The organism is Pseudanabaena minima str. Chao 2107 (genome assembly GCF_051131155.1).
GTDB lineage: Bacteria > Cyanobacteriota > Cyanobacteriia > Pseudanabaenales > Pseudanabaenaceae > Pseudanabaena > Pseudanabaena minima.
Map to the genome: position 1 here is coordinate 4886741 of NZ_CP159508.1, position 17196 is coordinate 4903936.

Genomic DNA, 17196 nt, shown 5'->3' on the forward strand with positions numbered 1-17196 from the left:
GCAAAAATTTTAACAGTTTGAGTAACCTCAGCCATCAGCAATCTCAAACAAGCCATAAGAGATTTTTTAAAAGTGTTGCAAAGCAAAGCTTTTAAAAAATCTCTTATGGCTTGCTTTTGGGCGTTAAAACCCAAGAATTGGTGGTGCGGCGCTTCGCGCCGCACCACCAATTCTTGGGTTTTAAAAGTAAAAAATGGCGCAGCTATTTTTTGCTTTGGGATTATGGTGTTGGCGCAATAGCTCTAGTCGCTTCACGATCAACAGGCAAAATTAAAGGTGTATTTTGACTATTGCCAAGAATTACTAGTTTAGAGTTTTGAGATTGTGCTAGTTTTTCAGTTGCCTCGATTTGGCGTAATTGCAGCACCGCAGGTGTGAGTCCTTCTGCCAAGATTTTTTGAGCATCAGCGCTGCCCTTTGCCTCGATTCGTTTGCGATCGGCTTCTTGCTTCTCTTTTTCTAAGACAAATTTCATTTGTAAATTTTCCTGTTCAGCTTTGAGGCGTTGCTGAATGGCTGCTTGTAAAGTTTCAGGCACTTTCACGTTTCGCAATAGAGCATCATCGACAATGAATCCAATTGGCGCAAGTTGCGATCGCAATTTTTCGGCAAGTTTTAAACTGATTTCTTCGCGCTTAGTGGCATAAACATCTTCGGCAGAATATCCAGCCACAATTTCGCGAGAAATAGACCGAAATCGTGAAATTACAATTTCGCTTTCTTCAGTGCCAATATTCAGGTAAATACTCGGTGCTTTAGCAGGATCAATCCGATATTGAATGCTGATATCAATCCCTAAAGCCAAGCCTTCCCTAGATGTTGCCCCAATTTCTTCTTTGAGATCTCGTAAGCGTACAGAAAACTGCACTACATCGGCAAAGGGATTAATCACATGTAGTCCAGCAGTTAAGCTGCGATCGCTGACCTTACCCTGAAAATCTTCTACCCCAACATTTCCCGCAGGAATCACAATTATCAAGCGGCTCAAGGCATTGATTGTAGTGACTAGAGCAATTAGCCCTGCGATCGCCTTAATCACTAGTTGGGCAATGCGATTATCGACGAGGCGATTGCTACTAAAAAATACCAATATCGAGACGAGTGAGGCGATCGCGGAAACGATAAATGACATTTGTGTATACCTTCAAAATCACCACACAGATATTTTATTTTTAACATAAGATTTTTGATGGCGCGACAAAGCCGCGCCATCAAAAATCTTTACCCGAATCAAAAATTTGCTCTGCGGTTAACGTTAACTGTGGGAAAGCACTCGATATCAAGCGATCGCTACCTCGAAATTGTTGTACTTCATACTCTCCATCGACCAGATTATAAATCGACAAGGTTGGCTGTTTTGGAAAACCGATATAGCGCCGCCCACCCAAGCCAAGATAATCAATAATCCAATATTCAGGAATGCTTAAAGCTTCATAGTCTCTCAACTTCGTCAAATAGTCATCTTGCCAGTTGGTACTAACTATCTCGATTGCCAACCTAATTGTTTCGCCTTTGGTAATGGTGGAACGCTTTTTCCACAGGGGTTCAAATTCTAAGGCTGCTTGATTGAGGACTATCACATCAGGGATGTAGCCCGACCGATGGGTTCCCATCGGTTTTACAAATGCTTGACGGGGTATGAAGCAATCCATGGAGTAGCGATCGATTTCTACTGCTAATTTTGTCGCCGTAAAACCGCCTACTTGTTCATGGGTTCCTGTTGGCTGCATTTCGACGATCGCTCCATCATAAAGTTCATAACGCCCATAACCATCGGGATACCAATCGAGAAATTCTTCAAAGGTAATTTCCCTAGCCGTAGTTTGAAACATAAATACCTCTGCATTTACCGCCGCATTTAACGAAATGGCATCGAGTAGAGCAATCCACCTTGCTTCCAAGTGCGATTTAAACCACGGGGAATATCTAGGGGCGCAAGATTGCGATTGTAGATATCACTGTAATTTCCTACTTGCTTCAGGATTTGAGTTGTCCAGTCTGGAGCAAGTCCCAGCTCAATGCCCAAAGATTCTGATGTACCGAGAAATCTTGCAACTTCAGGATTTTTAGTATCCCTAAAAATCGTGTAATTATTCATGTTAATACCCAATTCATCAGCGTAGAAAGTGGCATAAATTATCCATGTCACGACATCCCGCCAGCGATCGTCATTACCAACCAGTGCAGGGCTAAGTGGTTCCCTTGACAAACTCAGATCGAGAATTTTGTGATCAGCAGGACGTGGTAACTTACTCCTCCATGCAGCAAGTTGTGATTTTTCTGAAGAAATTGCTTCGCAATCACCTTTGGCATAGGTTTTTAAGACTTCATCGAGATCAGGCAAGATAATCGACTCGATCGCTATATTGGCTTCTTTGAATGTAGATTCTAGATTTGTGGCGTTGATTCCTGTTTCCACACAGATTTTTTTGTCTGTGAGTTCTTTGAGGGCGATCGCCAATTCTTCACTCGTTTTAGGTGTTTGTTTATCCGTTTTGCTACTATCTTTGTCGGCTGAAGGGCTACTGGGACTAGGGGTGGGAGAAGCTGAGGTCGTTGGTGAAGGAGAAGGAGAAGTTGGGTCTGTGGGACTAGGTGAACTTGTCTTAGATTCTGTTGGTTTTGCCCCAATTCTGAGCATTACACCCTGACCATCAAAAAAAGTTGTAGGCGCAAAGGAAATATTCGTAGCGACATCACGGGTTAAAGTGTGGGTCGTATTTCGCATCAAGACATCGATTTCCCCACTTTGGATCGCTGTAAAGCGATCCTTGGCTAGCAATGGTTTAAACTCAACCGCTTTGGCATCCCCCAAGACTGCCGCCGCGATCGCTTGGCAATAGTCTACGTCTAAGCCACTCCACACCCCTTTTTCGTCAACATAGCTAAAACCAGATAACTTACCATTTACACCACAGATTAGCTTCCCACGAGCTTTCACCCGCTCTAAAATCCCCTCTGGAGCTTTATCTTTGATGGTGGTCGCAGTTGTTGGGGTTGGGGTTGCTGTTGGCGTGACTGTGGGGCTAGGAGTTGGTGCTGGTTGACATCCTGATAGCAAAGCGATCGTTAAGCTTGCAAAAAAACACCATTGCCTCAGAGGTGTTTGTCTAGATGGCTTTTGGGCGTTACGTTTTAAGAGGACAGCAGTTTTCGGTAAATGCTTAGGCATTAAACTCATGGGTTTACTAATTTCTAGCGCGATCAATCTGATCTATTGTCTATTTGCAGCTTACCTTGATTCGATTAAATCTCATCAGGATTTATACCCAGTGACCTTAAATAAGTTGCTAATTTCTCTTTCTGTTGACGTTCTTGACTAGCAAGTTCTTCAGCTTGTTTAGTACGTTCCTCAGCAGTCAAATATCTAATGCTATTGCGATCATACCAATAGACCCATTCACGCTCCCAATTACCGCTAATACCACGCTCACAGCCAATACCTAAAGCAAGTTCTGGCATCCACACCATTTTTCCACCTTCTTGCAAAAGTGAAACTGGTGGAAGAAGTTCGTAATTGCCATTAACCAACTTGTACACTTCTAAAGATTGATGATTTTTGTAAAGTCCTCTTCTTCCACTTAAGGCATTGTAAACGACATAATAGAGAATTCCTAGGTCTTGATATTGTAAAAGTTTGCGATCATATTCGCCGTTATACTTTTTAGAGATGACTTCTAAAGCAAGAATTGGTAAAACATTTTCTTGCCATAACACATAGCTTAATCTTCCACCTTCATTAGTACGTCTATCTACCCCAAGAGCCAAAAAAGCATCGGGAACTATGGCTTTAGATTTTTCAGGTTCTTCAATGTTTGGTTCATAGTAGAAACACATATCTACACCCCAAAACCAATCTTCGCGCTCACTCCAAATCAATCGCAGCAAATTTAGAAGAAGATTAGGAATGTCATTTTGAAGTTCGTTATCCACAGGGTTTTCGTCGGAATCTGGCAGATCTTCCGCAGTGGGTAGCTGGCGGTATTCATAAGGTACTGTTGTAACCATAGCTTTCTGGCTTGTTACGTTAGCTTTATTTTGCCATAGTATAACAACAATCGCTAACTCGTTTTGAGAAGTTCTTGTACCCAAAATACAGCCGTAGCACTGAGAACTGCGATCGCCCATTCAACACCATTTAAAGGAACCGTTGACATCAGATCGCCAAACCAAGGAACTTGCACAAAGGCTATTTGACAAAAAGTGATAAAGGATATGCCGAGAATCAGTGGCAAGTTACTAAATACACTTTGACGGGCGATCGCACAGGCATGGAAAATCTGACTGAAACCAAGGGTGACAAAAGCCATTGATCGGGCTTGGGACAACATCGCAGGTTGACCTTGATACTTTAGCCAGAAGACTAGGGAAATGGCAGTAATCGTCGCGGCTACAGTTAGCAAAATGCGGAGGTAATTACTTGGACGCAACATGGTTTGAAAACGATGTGCTGGTTGAGATAACAGACTCTCATGGGTAGGTTCAAGGGCGAGAGGAAAAGCCACAAGTGGGGTAGTGATCGCACCAACCCAGATTATTTGCAATGGTGGTATGGAAAATCCTGCGGCGGTATCCATTAAAGTTAGTACTGCTAACGTGAAGGAACTTGTAGCCGTAAGTAAGGCTATGCGTTGCAACCGATCAAAGGTGGCTCTTCCTTCGAGAATCGCGATCGGTAAATAATGGAAGTCTTCCTTCGGTAGAATTAGTGCTGAACTATCTTGTAATTCTTTGCGACAGGTGCGATCGCAGATTCCAACATCGGCGGCTCTGAGTAGAGGAATATCTTCAATATCATTCCCAATTACTGCAACTGCTTTTAAAGGCTTTTGGCTAAATTGGGATGCTTCTCTTTGCCATTGGCGAATCCGCTCTTGAGGAGCATCAAAATAACTATGGGTTTCAATACCAATTACTTTCCCAAATGCGACTGCATCATCTTCAGAAGCTCTGATTAATCCCCGCCATTCAATGCCTGCACGACTTAAATTGTCAAAGCTCAGCACTACGTCCGACTCGACTATTGGCACAATTTTGGTTACTCTGGCGATCGCATCTAAGACAGAGGGAAACCGCACCCATATTCTCTGTTTAGCAAGATCGCACATCCCCAATAATTGGACTTGCGTCGCAATGCGTAATAAATTTTGAGGATAGGTGCTAACAATTAAAGCGGCAGCAGTCATCGCATTAATCGTAATTCCACGCTGCCATGCAAAACCGATTGCCGTAGTCGTCACTAACAGCAGCATCCCAATCCAGACTTGACGTAGTTGACGTAATTCAGAATGGATAACTGAAAATGGCTTCTCTTTGATTAGAGCTGCCTGTTCTTGGGTGAAACGGCTTGTCGCAATCACAATACCCTTGACGGTTCCTGTGGAAATTTCTGTTCCCGCATAGATCATATTGCTGCATTCAAGGGGTGGAGTTTTTTCTTCAAAAGTAAGCTCAGCTCGCTTAGCACAAATTGCTTCACCGCCTAAATTAGTCTGATTTACTAGTAAATCCTCCGATGTCTCTAGTACGCGCAAATCCACATTCGGGCGATCGCCTTCTCGTAGCACTAAAATATCACCTAATACCAAATCCCGTGATGGCAGTTCCATCTCTTCACAATCGCGCAATACGATTACCGAATTGGAGGGAACGTTTTGACGACGTTGCGGGCGATCGCGACTGACCTTCTCTTTAGTCTTAATTGACCATAATGAGATGCCAAGTCCAGTTGCACTATGCAGTACGCCTATAGAAATTAGCGCCCATCCTTCAGCACCATTCCATTGCAAATAAATTGCTGATCCTAATAAAAGATAAGTTAAAGGATTGATTAAAGGTTGTAAGAGAACTTTGCTAATGGGACGCGATCGCGGTAATTTATTCGCTCCCAAATGCCGCAATCTTTGTCGCGCATTCACATAGGATAAACCTTCCATCGAAGATTCCAAAGCTGCCAGTACTTGCTCTACGTCCATGTAGTGCCAAGGTTTTTGAATATCCGATAGAAAGTCAAATTTTGTCATAGTTTGATTTTGGGGCTTCCTTAATCTAGATGTGGTTATTATAGAGCGGAGATTTAAGTTTTTTAAATTTGCCAGCGATCTCGATAAGAATTTTGAAAGTGTTGCGAAGCGCCACTTTCAAAATTCTTTTTGGGGTTTAAGTCAGCGCAAAGCACTGTACTAGATGGGAAATGAGATAAATACCTCTCCACTATTAGACTTTGCTACAATTCGGTCATGCGTAGTAGAGGATCTGAAAATTATGACTTTAGCCACAGCTAGCCCCTCTAACCTAATGACCATAGAAGACTATCTTAACTATGACGATGGGACAGATACGCGCTATGAGCTAGTCAACGGAGAATTAGTCAAAATGCCCACCGAATCTCCTCTAAATTGCCAGATTGCGAAATTGCTAATGTTTGAATTGGCAAAATATTTTCCAATTTCACTAATTTGTCATAAGGATATTGAGCTTGTAGTTAGTGGCAGAAGGGCAAAGGTCAGACTCCCTGATTTAGTTGTACTCAGTGAAGATGGTTTTGTGGCGATGACTGGTCAACAAAGTAACACGATCACTCAAGAAATGCCACCGCCTGTTTTGGTGGTCGAAGTTGTTTCCCCTGGGCAGGAGAATCGCGATCGCGACTATCGCTATAAACGTACAGAGTATGCAGCTAGAGGCGTTAACGAATATTGGATTATCGATCCTGAAATGCGCCAGATCACCATATGCCTATGGGTGGAAGGGCAATATGAGGACAAGATTTATGCAGGCGACATGCAAATTTCATCGACGGTAGTTGCTGGCTTTGCCCTTACTGTTGAGCAAGTTTTAGCGTTTGGATCATAAAAAAGCGGTGTATTACACCGCTTTTTTATGATTTGAGATTATTTGAGGATGTCTTTTAACGTACTGACGACTCGCTCCTGTTGCTCTGCGGCTAGTTCAGGAAACATCGGTAAAGATAGTACGCGATCGCAGATATCTTCGGTAACTAGGAAATCACATTTTTTATAGCCAAGATGTTTGTAGACCGATTGCAAATGTAGAGGCAAAGGATAGTAAATCATCGTGATGATGTTTTGTTCTCGCAATTGTGTCTGTACATAATCGCGTTTGCCTGCACCGATGCAAACTGTATATTGATTCCAGACGCTGCCCGTGCAATGGTGAGGAGTTACAAGATTGGGAATATTTGCATCTTTGAGCAGAGCTGTATAGCGATCGCTAATTTCGCGACGTTGAGCATTCCACTTGTCGAGATAGGGCAATTTCACTTGCAAGAGAGCCGCCTGTAAAGAATCCAGACGCGAGTTCATGCCGATATATTCGTGGTAATAGCGCTTAGGACTACCATGTTCACGCAAAATTTTTAATTTCTCAGCAACTTCAGCGCTTTTAGTGGTCATCATGCCACCATCGCCACAGCCACCGAGATTTTTGGTTGGATAAAAACTAAAACAACCGACATCCCCAATATTTCCTACTTTCTGACCGTTGAAAGTTGCACCTGTTGCTTGAGCGCAGTCTTCGATCACATAAAGATGATGCTTTTGGGCGATCGCCATCAACCTTGTCATATCAACGGATCGTCCAAACAAATGCACGGGCATGATTGCTTTGGTGCGATCGGTGATGGCGGCTTCGATGAGATCCATATTGATATTGAAACTATGTGCTTCTATATCCACAAATACTGGTTTTGCCCCAGTCATGCTGATCGTTTCCGCACTCGCAAAAAAAGTAAATGGTGAAGTAATTACTTCATCGCCCTCCCCAATATCCAAGGCTCGCATTGCTAAATACAAAGCATCAGTACCTGAGTTGCAAGCAACACCATGGTGAGAGCCAATATAATTGGCAAACTCAGTCTCAAATTGACTTACAGTCTGTCCGCCAATGTATTGCCCTGATGCTAGTACTTCTAAGGCAGCTTTGTTGAGGCGATCGCCAATTTGTTGATACTGCTGCGATACATCAAAGGGAGGAATTTTATTCACGTTGAAACGATTCTAGATTGCCTCAACTATTTTAAACGCGATCGCCATTGCTTGATATCAAAAAAGACAAGGGGCTTAAGCCCCTTGTTGTAATTATTTCTTTTCGTGACGGGCGTAGTCATCTTGGAAGCGAATAATGTCGTCTTCACCCAAGTACTCACCATTCTGTACCTCGATTAAGATCAAAGGTATTACCCCCGGATTTTCTAGGCGGTGCGCTGTACATTTGGGGACATAGGTGGATTGGTTGGTGCTAATCATCGTCTCTTGGTCGCCACAGGTTACCTTAGCCGTACCTGAAACCACAATCCAATGTTCGCTGCGATGGTGGTGCATTTGTAAACTTAGGCGATGCCCTGATTTCACCTCAATACGCTTGATTTTGTAACCTCGTCCTTCTTCGAGTGTGGTAAAAGAACCCCAAGGACGTTCCACAGTTGGACCATGACTATTTAGTGAATCCCCATTTAAATTTGCAATGCTGGCGATCGCTGAAGGAGCTTCTTTTACTGGTGACATAACTGCATTTTAGAAAGCTGGTTGGTTATTAGGATAACATTAAGCCCAAGAATCGCGATTGAATTTTATTAGGTTAGATGAGTTATGTCAGAATTCTTGCGTGTGGGATGTCCTGCTCCAGATTTTGAGGCTGATGCTGTAGTTGATCAGGAATTTACAAAAATTAAGCTTTCTAGTTACCAAAAAAATCAAAAAAACAAATATGTTGTTTTGTTTTTTTATCCTCTAGACTTCACTTTTGTTTGCCCCACGGAAGTAATTGCCTTTAGCGATCGCTATGAAGAATTTGCCAAGCTAAACACGGAAGTAATTGGTATTTCTGTGGATAGTCAATACGCGCATTTAGCTTGGATTCAAACACCGCTTGCGGATGGTGGGTTAGGTGGTGATATTAAATGTCCGCTTGTTTCGGATTTGACCAAGGCGATCGCCTCATCTTTTAATGTGCTTGATCCTGTTGCAGGTACAGCTTTACGCGGTTTGTTTATCATTGATAAAGTTGGTATCGTGCAACATGCCACCATTAATAACCTTGCCTTTGGACGTAGTATTGACGAGACCCTGCGGACTCTTAAAGCGATTCAACATACTCAGAGTCATGACAATGAAGTTTGTCCTGTAGATTGGCAAGAAGGTATGGCGACCATCATAGTTAAATAACAGGCACACACACAGTATTATCTTTGTAAAAGATAATTATTTAACTTTGGTTAACTACAGTTTAACTTTGGTTAACTACAGTACAAAACATACTTACCAGATCGGTTAGATTTTTTATAGCAATTTCCGAGCAAACTAACTACAAAAATTTTTATAAAAATGTATCTCTGCAACAATTTTATAAAAATCTTTGGTTAAAGCTTGAGCGTAAAGCGCCGTAATCAAAAACATAAGTTGCATAACTCATCTTGATGGGGGAACCAAGTAAAGCAATGGCAGAACCAAAAAAAGCTGTTTTAATGATGCACACTGATCAAGCACAAGGGGAATTGTGGCAGACAGCTTTGGTAACTCAGCAATTGGATGTAATTTGGGAAAATACTTCCTTAGACTTAGTGCAGTATTTGGAAAAATGCGATCGCCAAAAATTGCCAGATTTGTTAATTATGGACATGGCGATCAAAAGTCCCAGTTCGGAGACATTGCAATCATCATCGGTTTGTCAATGGATTGCTAAGCAACAGGCTGCGACCAAAGTTGTTTTATTCAACCCTAGACAAGAAAAAATCAAAGACATTGAACATAGTTGGGCATTGAGACGTGGGGCATCTGATGTATTGCCGCGCCTATCACCTGAAAACTTAATGGCTGAAGTTGCCAGAGTGACAGCTTTGATCGGATGTTCGTTGATTTCACAGCCCTTAGAAAAAATTGCTAAAAGCTTGGGTGCTAGCACTGGAGCTACACAAGCTAAAGTGAGTGAGGTAGCGTTCATATCAGAAGTTGAGGCACTTAAAACTAGTTCAAAATCTGAAACTAAAAACAATTCTAAAACTAATCAAAAGTCTGATGGTGGGGAAGTAGTTATGTATCGAGGTGTAAGAATTAGGCGATAAAATCATCATATGCCTAGCAATTTACATCCGCAAAACTCACAGGAAGATCAAGACTTTATATTGTTTGCCCAGCATGGTTGGGCAGATACCTGTCATGATATTGCTCAGTTAGCCCGATCTCTCGCGAACTCAAACACAATTATCTATACCCCAGATCTAGGCTGGATTAATACTTGGCTAGAGATTGCTCCTTTAATTAATAAAGTTGAAAAAGTAGCTCTAGAGGCGATCGCCAAATATCCTCAATTACCTTGGCGCATTGTCGCCCATTCGATGGGTGGGCTAATCTGGCTAGAGGTTTTAAATCGTCACCCTGAATGGCTTCCAAAAGTCCATAGCCTCTGTCTAGTCGCGTCACCCATCGGCGGCTCCGATCTTGGCAGATTATTTGATCCATTTCGTTGGTTCCCCTTGATGGCGCGTGACCTTGGCACAAATCGTCGCCTCATTGCCGAAGCGATCGCCTCAAAAATTCCTACGCTTTCTGTTGTTGGTGATATTGGTCATAACACTGATGGCACAGTACCTGTGGGCTGTTCTCAGTTTGCCCATGCTAGTTTTGTCCGTCTAGATAACATTCGTCATGCCCCTCTTAAAAATCATCCGAGAGTTGCTGAGGCTGTGCGTCAGTTTTGGGAAAATCCTATAATTGCACCAATCCAAACTGATGCTGCATCACAGTTAATCTCTAAACTGCGATCGCTTGATCTTACCGAAACTGATAATCAAAATTTTGCTAAGGCAGAGCTAATCCAGACTGGTTTAGAAGAGACAAAACTTTGGGTTTGGGAAAATGCCTTACAAGTTATGCATGTGTTTGTCAGTGTGGGCGATCACTGTGTTTATAGTGCTTATGCTAGTTGGCAAGCCAAAGGAAAATTTGTCACAATGCTCAAAACTCTGTGAGATAAGCTTTGTTCATATCACAAAGTTTTAGGTTTGATTTCTTCGATTAATTTCAAGATTACGCGGCTATCCTCGGCATAGGGAACTTGTTGCAAATAGTTTTCGAGATCGATTCTTGCTTCAGTAAACCGATCTAACTGATAGCAAATTAAACCACGATCGCGCCATTGGGTTGGTACATCGGGATTGAGCATGAGCGATCGCTCGATGGCGGCTAATGCTTTGTCGGGTTCACGGCGGCGGAGATAGATCAATTTTAAATTAGTGAGTAACCGATCTAAAATGCGTCGAATACTAACAGGTTCAAGATATTCAGGCTGAAGCGGGATCTCATAGCCATATAGCTGTGTCAACTTGGCGGCACAGTCTTCAGGAAATAAAATTTCGCCCTTATTGTAGGGATCAATGAAAATCTCTAGATCAGGATGCCGAGGACGAATAATAAAATGGGCTGGGAAACTAATTCCATCCATCGGAAATCCAAGGCGATCGCTAATCACCATATAAACCAGTGATAGCGACAGAGGAATACCTAAACGACGCTCTAAAACATCGGTGATGAAACTATTACGGGGATCGTAATAATCGCTGTCATTGCCACGAAAACCTTGTTTGGCAAATAAATATTGATTAATTTCCTGCACTACCTTGAGTGGGTAATGAATTTGGGCAATTCGTGGTTGCAGATCAGCAACCATGCGATCAAAAATTTCCCGATAATGTTCGAGATCCATACGCGGATACTCTTCCCATGTGATCGCCAATGCACCTTCGAGCAAATGGTCTATCGACATGTCTGGATCAGGTGTGTGGGCAATTTGCCAAAACTTTTGCCTCGCTGGGGAAAGAGTCAACACAGTATTTGCCTTTTACTCAATTGGTAATTATGCACCGCGCTTAGCGCGGTGCATAATTATATCTTCTAATTTAATGTGTATACCTGTCCGCTAAACAGAATGCGGGTAATGCCCTTTTGGACAAGTTTGGGACGGGTAATATGAATCAAATCGCTAGGAAACTTAATCACACGCTGATTGTGATGAGAAAATCGCCTTGCCACTCGATGATTATCAAAAATGGGAATTGTTTTTGACAGTGACTCCTCAGGTGGAATTGCACCGAGATCTTTAAAATCCTTGAGGGGACGAGTAATAATTTCGGCAATGCGATCCACGACGATATAGCAAATTAAAGGTAAATCAGCTCTGTCTAGGGGCAAGATTTCAAGGTGATCGCTGAGACTATGACCGCCACTGAGGTCTGCAAACATTGGCAAGCCAGAGTCAGCATCTTCATCGGTGAAGTCTTCATCTAGTTCATCCTCATCTAGCTCAAGATTATCTTCATCAACTAAGTCATCTTCGTCATCATCCTCAAGATCTTCGTCGTCAAGTTCGCTTTCTCCAATATTCAGGGTTTCATCTAGATTTTCATCCATCGCGATCGCCGTTTCATCACCTTGGTCAAAATTTGGTTCACAATCATGGTTACTAGCTTCAGGCGTTAGTGGCAAATCGTCAGGGATCAAAGCAAGCTGATTTACCTGAAAACCGCCCATATCGTAATTGAGCCGCGATCCTCTTTTTCCTTCAGCCTTTTTTTGACCTACCAATTGTCGATACTCCTCAGCAGGAATTAGCTCTTGTAGCAGTCGCAAGACCGTACTCGTACTAATGCCAAACTGCTTCGCCAGTTGAGTCGTGGTTGCATCAGACTCACGATAGAGGCGAAGTATTTCTTGTTTATCATCCAGCGCAAGTTTAACAGCCATTGATTTGGGATACCCCGAAACCACATCTACGAACCAATCAATATCTTAACGCTTGAGCGTATGGGTTAGAGTTTTAATAAGTAAACTATTTGCAAAACTATTTGCTGAAAGTGTAAATCAATAAAGTAAATTAAAATTTCAAGCCTAGTAAAGTAAGTAGCTAAGCAAAATTAATTACATAATTTGAGCCAAAGTCTCGAAGAACCTTTTCAACATAAGAGACTAAGGAATCCCAAGATTCATAAGCATTGAGCTCAATCCACTCATACTTCATGAAACGCCACAAAATTTCAATCAAGTTTAATTGGGGACTATAAGGAGGTAACTGGAAAATCTCAACTTGCTGTTTCTTCCACTGTTCTAACTTCTCTTGAATCGTTTGACTGGTGTGAATAGAGGCTTGATCCATAACAATCAAACAATCACAGTTGGCTTGCTAGATTGACGAGCAAAGTCATCAATACAAGCGAGAATGACTGTACTGGTGATACTGCATTCAAAAACATAAGCAGATAAGTCATTGTTTCGATTGATCAAACCCACGACATTCAACCGCCTACTGCGTTGACTGGGTAGGCTTAAACCCATCCCTTTCTCCTGCCAAGCATAGGGAACAGTTGGAGTTAAAGAAAAGCCACTTTCATCAAGATATCGCAAATCGATTTTGCCCTGCTTTTCCTGTTCTAGCAATTCGGTGAGTTGTTGCTGTTTCTCTCTATACTCCTGCTCATCAGGTTTGCCACCAACGACTCGTCGCACCCATCGCCAGCTAATGGACAAGCTTTTAAGCACTCGTGTAATCGTATCTTTGCTCACCTTAATTTTCCATTCTTCCTCAATTTTTTGCAGCACTCGTTTGAGTTGTTTCGGTGATTGATTCACCCATTGTTTTATTTGCTCTTGCTGCCTCGGGGTAAACGTGGGTTTACGCCCTCGTCCTGCTCGGTCGCACAATCCCACTAATTTCTGGCTTTCCCATGCCACAAACCAGTTATGAATCGTTTTGCGACTCACATCGAAAATTTGCATCAGTTGCGCTATGCTCATGCCTTGGGCACTCAAGAGAATACAGTGTGCTCTTTGTCGAATTGCTAAGCGCTTACTTTGACGATATATTCGCCACAGTAGTTTTGTCGTTTCAGGTGAAAGTGGCGCAATTAGTCTCACAGCAATTAGATCGGATATAGTGCTTTTTAGAATCTTCCCATTAATATCGTTATGTGTAAATAATTCTGCATGGCTACTTAGATAGCCAAATCTGGGTAAAGTTACAATATGTCAGATACTGTAATTCAGGTTGAAAATCTTAGTAAGCGCTATGTGATTGGTCATCAAAAACAGGAGCGATATAGCACTCTGCGAGATGCGATCGCCAACAGTGCTAGATCTTTAAAACATAAAATTTTTAACTTTAATCAAAAGTTTGAAGATCCTGCCCATGAGGAGTTTTGGGCGTTGAAGGATGTGTCTTTTGAAATTAAACAGAGATAGGATTGGTATAGTCAGTCGCAACAGTATAGAAAAGTTACTTTAAATACAAATATATGGAATTAAAAGGAAAGCGGTTTTTGGTGATTGGTGGAGCAGGTTTAATTGGCTCTCATACTGTTGATCAACTCTTGCTAGAAGATGTCGCAGAAATTCGTATCTACGATAACTTTTCCCGTGGTACACACGAAAACCTTATACAGGCTCTTAAAGATCCACGGGTCAATATTTTCCCTTTAGGTGGTGAATTAATGCATAGAGATATTCTCAATGCAGCCATGAAAGATATCGATGGAGTTTTCCATTTTGCGGCTCTATGGCTTTTACATTGCCATGATTTTCCTCGTTCAGCCTTTGAAGTAAATATTGCAGGAACATTTAATGTACTTGAAGCCTGCTTAAATAATGGTATCAAAAAATTAGTTTATTCTTCCTCCGCTTCGGTCTATGGAGATGCAATTACTGAGCCTATGGCAGAAGATCACCCTTATAATAACAACAATTTCTATGGTGCAACTAAAATTGCTGGCGAGCATATGTGTCGCTCTCTTTATCATCGTTACAAGGGTACTGAAAGGCATTTTGATTACGTTGGCTTACGTTATATGAATGTTTATGGTCCACGACAGGACTATCGAGGCGCATATATTGCCGTGATTATGAAAATCTTGGATCGCTTAGATAAAGGTTTACCCCCTATGGTTTATGGTGATGGATCTCAAGCCTATGACTTTGTATATGTTGGAGATTGTGCTGCGGCTAATATTTGTGCAATGAAATCAGAAGCAACGGATGCTTTTTACAATGTCGGCAGAGGTATCAAAACTACTATTAAAGAACTAGCTGAATTGATTCTTGATGTTACGGAATCTCATCTGCAAATTCAATATGAGCCAAGTGGATTAACATTTGTGAAGAATCGTGTTGGTTGCCCCATCAAAGCTAGTCGAGAAATTAATTTTGAAGCAAAAGTTGATCTGAAAGAAGGGTTAAAGAATTTGATTGAATGGCGTAACAATCATAAAGAAGAGGTATCTCAAAGACGTATTCAGGCGGGCATTAAGTAATGTGTGGAATTGCTGGAGTCTTTAATACAAATGGCGAACCTGTGTCCTCTAGTATTCTGAAAAAAATGACTGATGCGATCGCTCATCGTGGACCTGATGGTGAGGGATTTTTTGTGGATAGTTTTATCGGATTAGGTCATCGTCGACTTGCTATTCTCGATCTCTCTAGTGCTGGTCATCAGCCTATGTCTAGTAATAATAATCGGTATGTATTAACTTACAATGGTGAGATTTATAATTTTCGAGAACTAAGACAAGAATTAGAGTCTAATGGTTATCAAATAAAATCGCAAACAGATACCGAGGTTTTACTATATGCCTATGCTGAATGGAAAGAAAAAGTTTTAGATAGACTCAATGGTATGTTCGCTTTTGCAATTTGGGATAGGCAGGAATGCGAATTATTCCTAGCCCGTGATCGTTATGGGGTTAAGCCTCTTTATTATTTACAACTAGGTAACTATTTCTTATTTGGCTCAGAGATCAAAGCCATTCTTGCTAATCCCATATATAGGTCTAGTATAGACAAAGAAGCACTTTTAGAATATTTTACATTTCAGAACTTTTTTACTGACCGTACTTTATTCAAAGATATTCGACTGTTTCCATCAGGACATTACTTAAAGGTTAATTTAGCAAACCAATCAATTAAACCAAGATGTTATTGGGACTATCAGTTTGTTGAACCAAGCCATCCTAGAGATCAGCATGAATATCTAGAAGAGCTTGATCGCCTGTTTTGTCAAGCTGTTAAGCGTCAATTAGTAAGTGATGTAGATGTAGGTGCTTACTTAAGTGGGGGGATTGATTCTGGAGCAATTACCGCGATCGCCGCTACTCAACTTCCATATATCAAAACCTTCACTTGTGGTTTTGATTTGCATTCTGCATCTGGGTTAGAGCTAAGTTTTGATGAAAGAGAAGCTTCTGAATACATGTCTTATCTTTTTAAAACCGAACATTATGAAATGGTTCTTAAGGCTGGAGATATGGAACGAGTGTTACCAAAACTTACTTGGCATCTGGAAGAACCTCGCGTTGGTCAAAGCTACCCTAACTACTATATTGCTCAACTGGCTAGTAAGTTTGTCAAGGTTGTTTTAGCGGGAACAGGTGGTGATGAGATCTTTGGTGGATATCCTTGGCGCTATTATCGGGCAGTAGTTAATAATAATTTTGAAGAATACGTTGACAAGTATTATTTGTTTTGGCAGAGATTAATTCCCAATAAAACTATTCAGAATGTTTTTCAGCCAATATGGCAAGAGGTTAACCATATTTGGACACGAGATATTTTCAGAAATGTATTTAGAAAATATACACCAGAACTCAACCGTCCTGAAGACTACATAAATCATTCACTCTATTTTGAAGCAAAAACCTTCTTACATGGTTTGTTAGTGGTTGAAGATAAACTCAGCATGGCGCATGGCTTAGAATGTCGCGTACCGTTTTTGGACAATGATTTAGTTGACTTTGCTCAAAAGTTACCTGTTAGTTTAAAGTTGGGTAACCTAGGAGAGGTAGTACGGCTTAACGAAAATGAGCCTGGTCATAAGTCTGAAAAATATTTTCGTAAGTCCAGAGATGGTAAGCTTCTTATGCGTCAGGCAATGCGTAAATATGTTCCTGAGGTTGTTTCACAGAGGGAAAAACAAGGATTCTCTGCACCAGATTCTAGTTGGTTTCAGGGTGAAAGCATTGATTTTGTCAAACGTAAATTATTTAGTAGTGAGACAAAAATCTATGAGTTCTTAGACCGCAAAACCACCCATAGCTTGATTAATGAACACCTGGAAGGCAAAAAAAATCACCGTTTACTTATTTGGTCTTTGTTAAATGTTGAAGAATGGCTAACTAAATTTCTAGACAATAGCTCATGA

The 17196-nt window shown here is 41.4% G+C and carries 15 protein-coding genes and 2 pseudogenes; 7 read left to right on the top strand and 10 right to left on the bottom strand.

Features of this window, described 5'->3' with window-relative positions; translation table 11 throughout:
* Positions 1-220: 220 nt before the first annotated feature.
* From ABM313_RS22085 to ABM313_RS22105, 5 genes are all read right to left on the bottom strand, one after another.
* Positions 221-1132 carry a prohibitin family protein gene (locus ABM313_RS22085; RefSeq protein WP_434685276.1) on the bottom strand — a complete coding sequence of 304 codons (912 nt, stop codon included), beginning with the start codon at positions 1130-1132 and terminating at the stop codon, positions 221-223.
* Positions 1133-1211: 79 nt separating this feature from the next.
* Entirely contained in the window at positions 1212-1832 is a 621-nt protein-coding gene (locus ABM313_RS22090; protein ID WP_434688556.1) for a Uma2 family endonuclease, read from the bottom strand.
* A gap of 26 nt (positions 1833-1858) precedes the next feature.
* On the bottom strand, positions 1859-3181 hold the full coding sequence (locus ABM313_RS22095) for an amino acid ABC transporter substrate-binding protein (RefSeq protein ID WP_434685277.1): 1323 nt from the start codon (positions 3179-3181) through the stop codon (positions 1859-1861).
* 65 nt (positions 3182-3246) lie between these two features.
* Positions 3247-4008 (bottom strand): Uma2 family endonuclease, encoded by a 762-nt coding sequence (locus tag ABM313_RS22100; RefSeq protein ID WP_434685278.1) that lies wholly within the window; start codon positions 4006-4008, stop codon positions 3247-3249.
* A gap of 53 nt (positions 4009-4061) precedes the next feature.
* Positions 4062-6023 (bottom strand): cation transporting ATPase C-terminal domain-containing protein, encoded by a 1962-nt coding sequence (locus tag ABM313_RS22105; protein ID WP_434685280.1) that lies wholly within the window; start codon positions 6021-6023, stop codon positions 4062-4064.
* A gap of 241 nt (positions 6024-6264) precedes the next feature.
* Here ABM313_RS22105 and ABM313_RS22110 point away from each other — a divergent pair, with 241 nt between their 5' ends.
* Positions 6265-6855 (top strand): Uma2 family endonuclease, encoded by a 591-nt coding sequence (locus tag ABM313_RS22110; RefSeq protein WP_434685281.1) that lies wholly within the window; start codon positions 6265-6267, stop codon positions 6853-6855.
* A gap of 38 nt (positions 6856-6893) precedes the next feature.
* On the opposite strand, the gene ABM313_RS22115 is transcribed toward ABM313_RS22110, so the two are convergent.
* The gene (locus ABM313_RS22115) at positions 6894-8006 is read right to left on the bottom strand and encodes a DegT/DnrJ/EryC1/StrS family aminotransferase (RefSeq protein ID WP_434685282.1); all 1113 of its coding nucleotides are present in this window, start codon (positions 8004-8006) and stop codon (positions 6894-6896) included.
* A 93-nt stretch (positions 8007-8099) separates the two neighbouring features.
* On the bottom strand, positions 8100-8525 hold the full coding sequence (locus ABM313_RS22120; RefSeq protein WP_434685283.1) for a phosphomannose isomerase type II C-terminal cupin domain: 426 nt from the start codon (positions 8523-8525) through the stop codon (positions 8100-8102).
* An 84-nt stretch (positions 8526-8609) separates the two neighbouring features.
* On the opposite strand from ABM313_RS22120, the gene ABM313_RS22125 reads away from it, so the two are divergent.
* The 3 genes from ABM313_RS22125 (at position 8610) to ABM313_RS22135 (ending at position 10987) form a co-directional block, all read left to right on the top strand.
* The gene (locus ABM313_RS22125; RefSeq protein ID WP_434685284.1) at positions 8610-9185 is read left to right on the top strand and encodes a peroxiredoxin; all 576 of its coding nucleotides are present in this window, start codon (positions 8610-8612) and stop codon (positions 9183-9185) included.
* A 272-nt stretch (positions 9186-9457) separates the two neighbouring features.
* The gene (locus ABM313_RS22130; RefSeq protein ID WP_434685285.1) at positions 9458-10081 is read left to right on the top strand and encodes a hypothetical protein; all 624 of its coding nucleotides are present in this window, start codon (positions 9458-9460) and stop codon (positions 10079-10081) included.
* A gap of 9 nt (positions 10082-10090) precedes the next feature.
* A complete protein-coding gene (locus ABM313_RS22135; RefSeq protein ID WP_434685286.1) occupies positions 10091-10987 on the top strand; it encodes an alpha/beta fold hydrolase in 897 nt (298 codons plus the stop codon).
* 17 nt (positions 10988-11004) lie between these two features.
* Here the strand turns inward: ABM313_RS22135 and ABM313_RS22140 are convergent, their stop codons facing one another.
* The 3 genes and pseudogenes from ABM313_RS22140 to ABM313_RS22150 form a co-directional block, all read right to left on the bottom strand.
* A complete protein-coding gene (locus ABM313_RS22140; protein WP_434688558.1) occupies positions 11005-11841 on the bottom strand; it encodes a SirB1 family protein in 837 nt (278 codons plus the stop codon).
* Between the two features lie 68 nt (positions 11842-11909).
* Positions 11910-12758, bottom strand: a complete 849-nt coding sequence (locus ABM313_RS22145) for a helix-turn-helix domain-containing protein (protein ID WP_434685287.1) — start codon at positions 12756-12758, stop codon at positions 11910-11912.
* A 160-nt stretch (positions 12759-12918) separates the two neighbouring features.
* Positions 12919-13931 (bottom strand): annotated as a pseudogene (locus ABM313_RS22150) (IS630 family transposase).
* Between the two features lie 102 nt (positions 13932-14033).
* Between ABM313_RS22150 and ABM313_RS22155 the strand changes: the two are divergent.
* The 3 genes and pseudogenes from ABM313_RS22155 to asnB form a co-directional block, all read left to right on the top strand.
* Positions 14034-14283, top strand: a pseudogene (locus ABM313_RS22155) (ABC transporter ATP-binding protein); the annotation flags it as partial.
* A gap of 19 nt (positions 14284-14302) precedes the next feature.
* Positions 14303-15313, top strand: a complete 1011-nt coding sequence (locus tag ABM313_RS22160) for an NAD-dependent epimerase/dehydratase family protein (protein ID WP_434685288.1) — start codon at positions 14303-14305, stop codon at positions 15311-15313.
* The gene (gene asnB, locus ABM313_RS22165) at positions 15313-17196 is read left to right on the top strand and encodes an asparagine synthase (glutamine-hydrolyzing) (RefSeq protein ID WP_434685289.1); all 1884 of its coding nucleotides are present in this window, start codon (positions 15313-15315) and stop codon (positions 17194-17196) included. Before ABM313_RS22160 ends, asnB begins: the two co-directional genes overlap by 1 nt.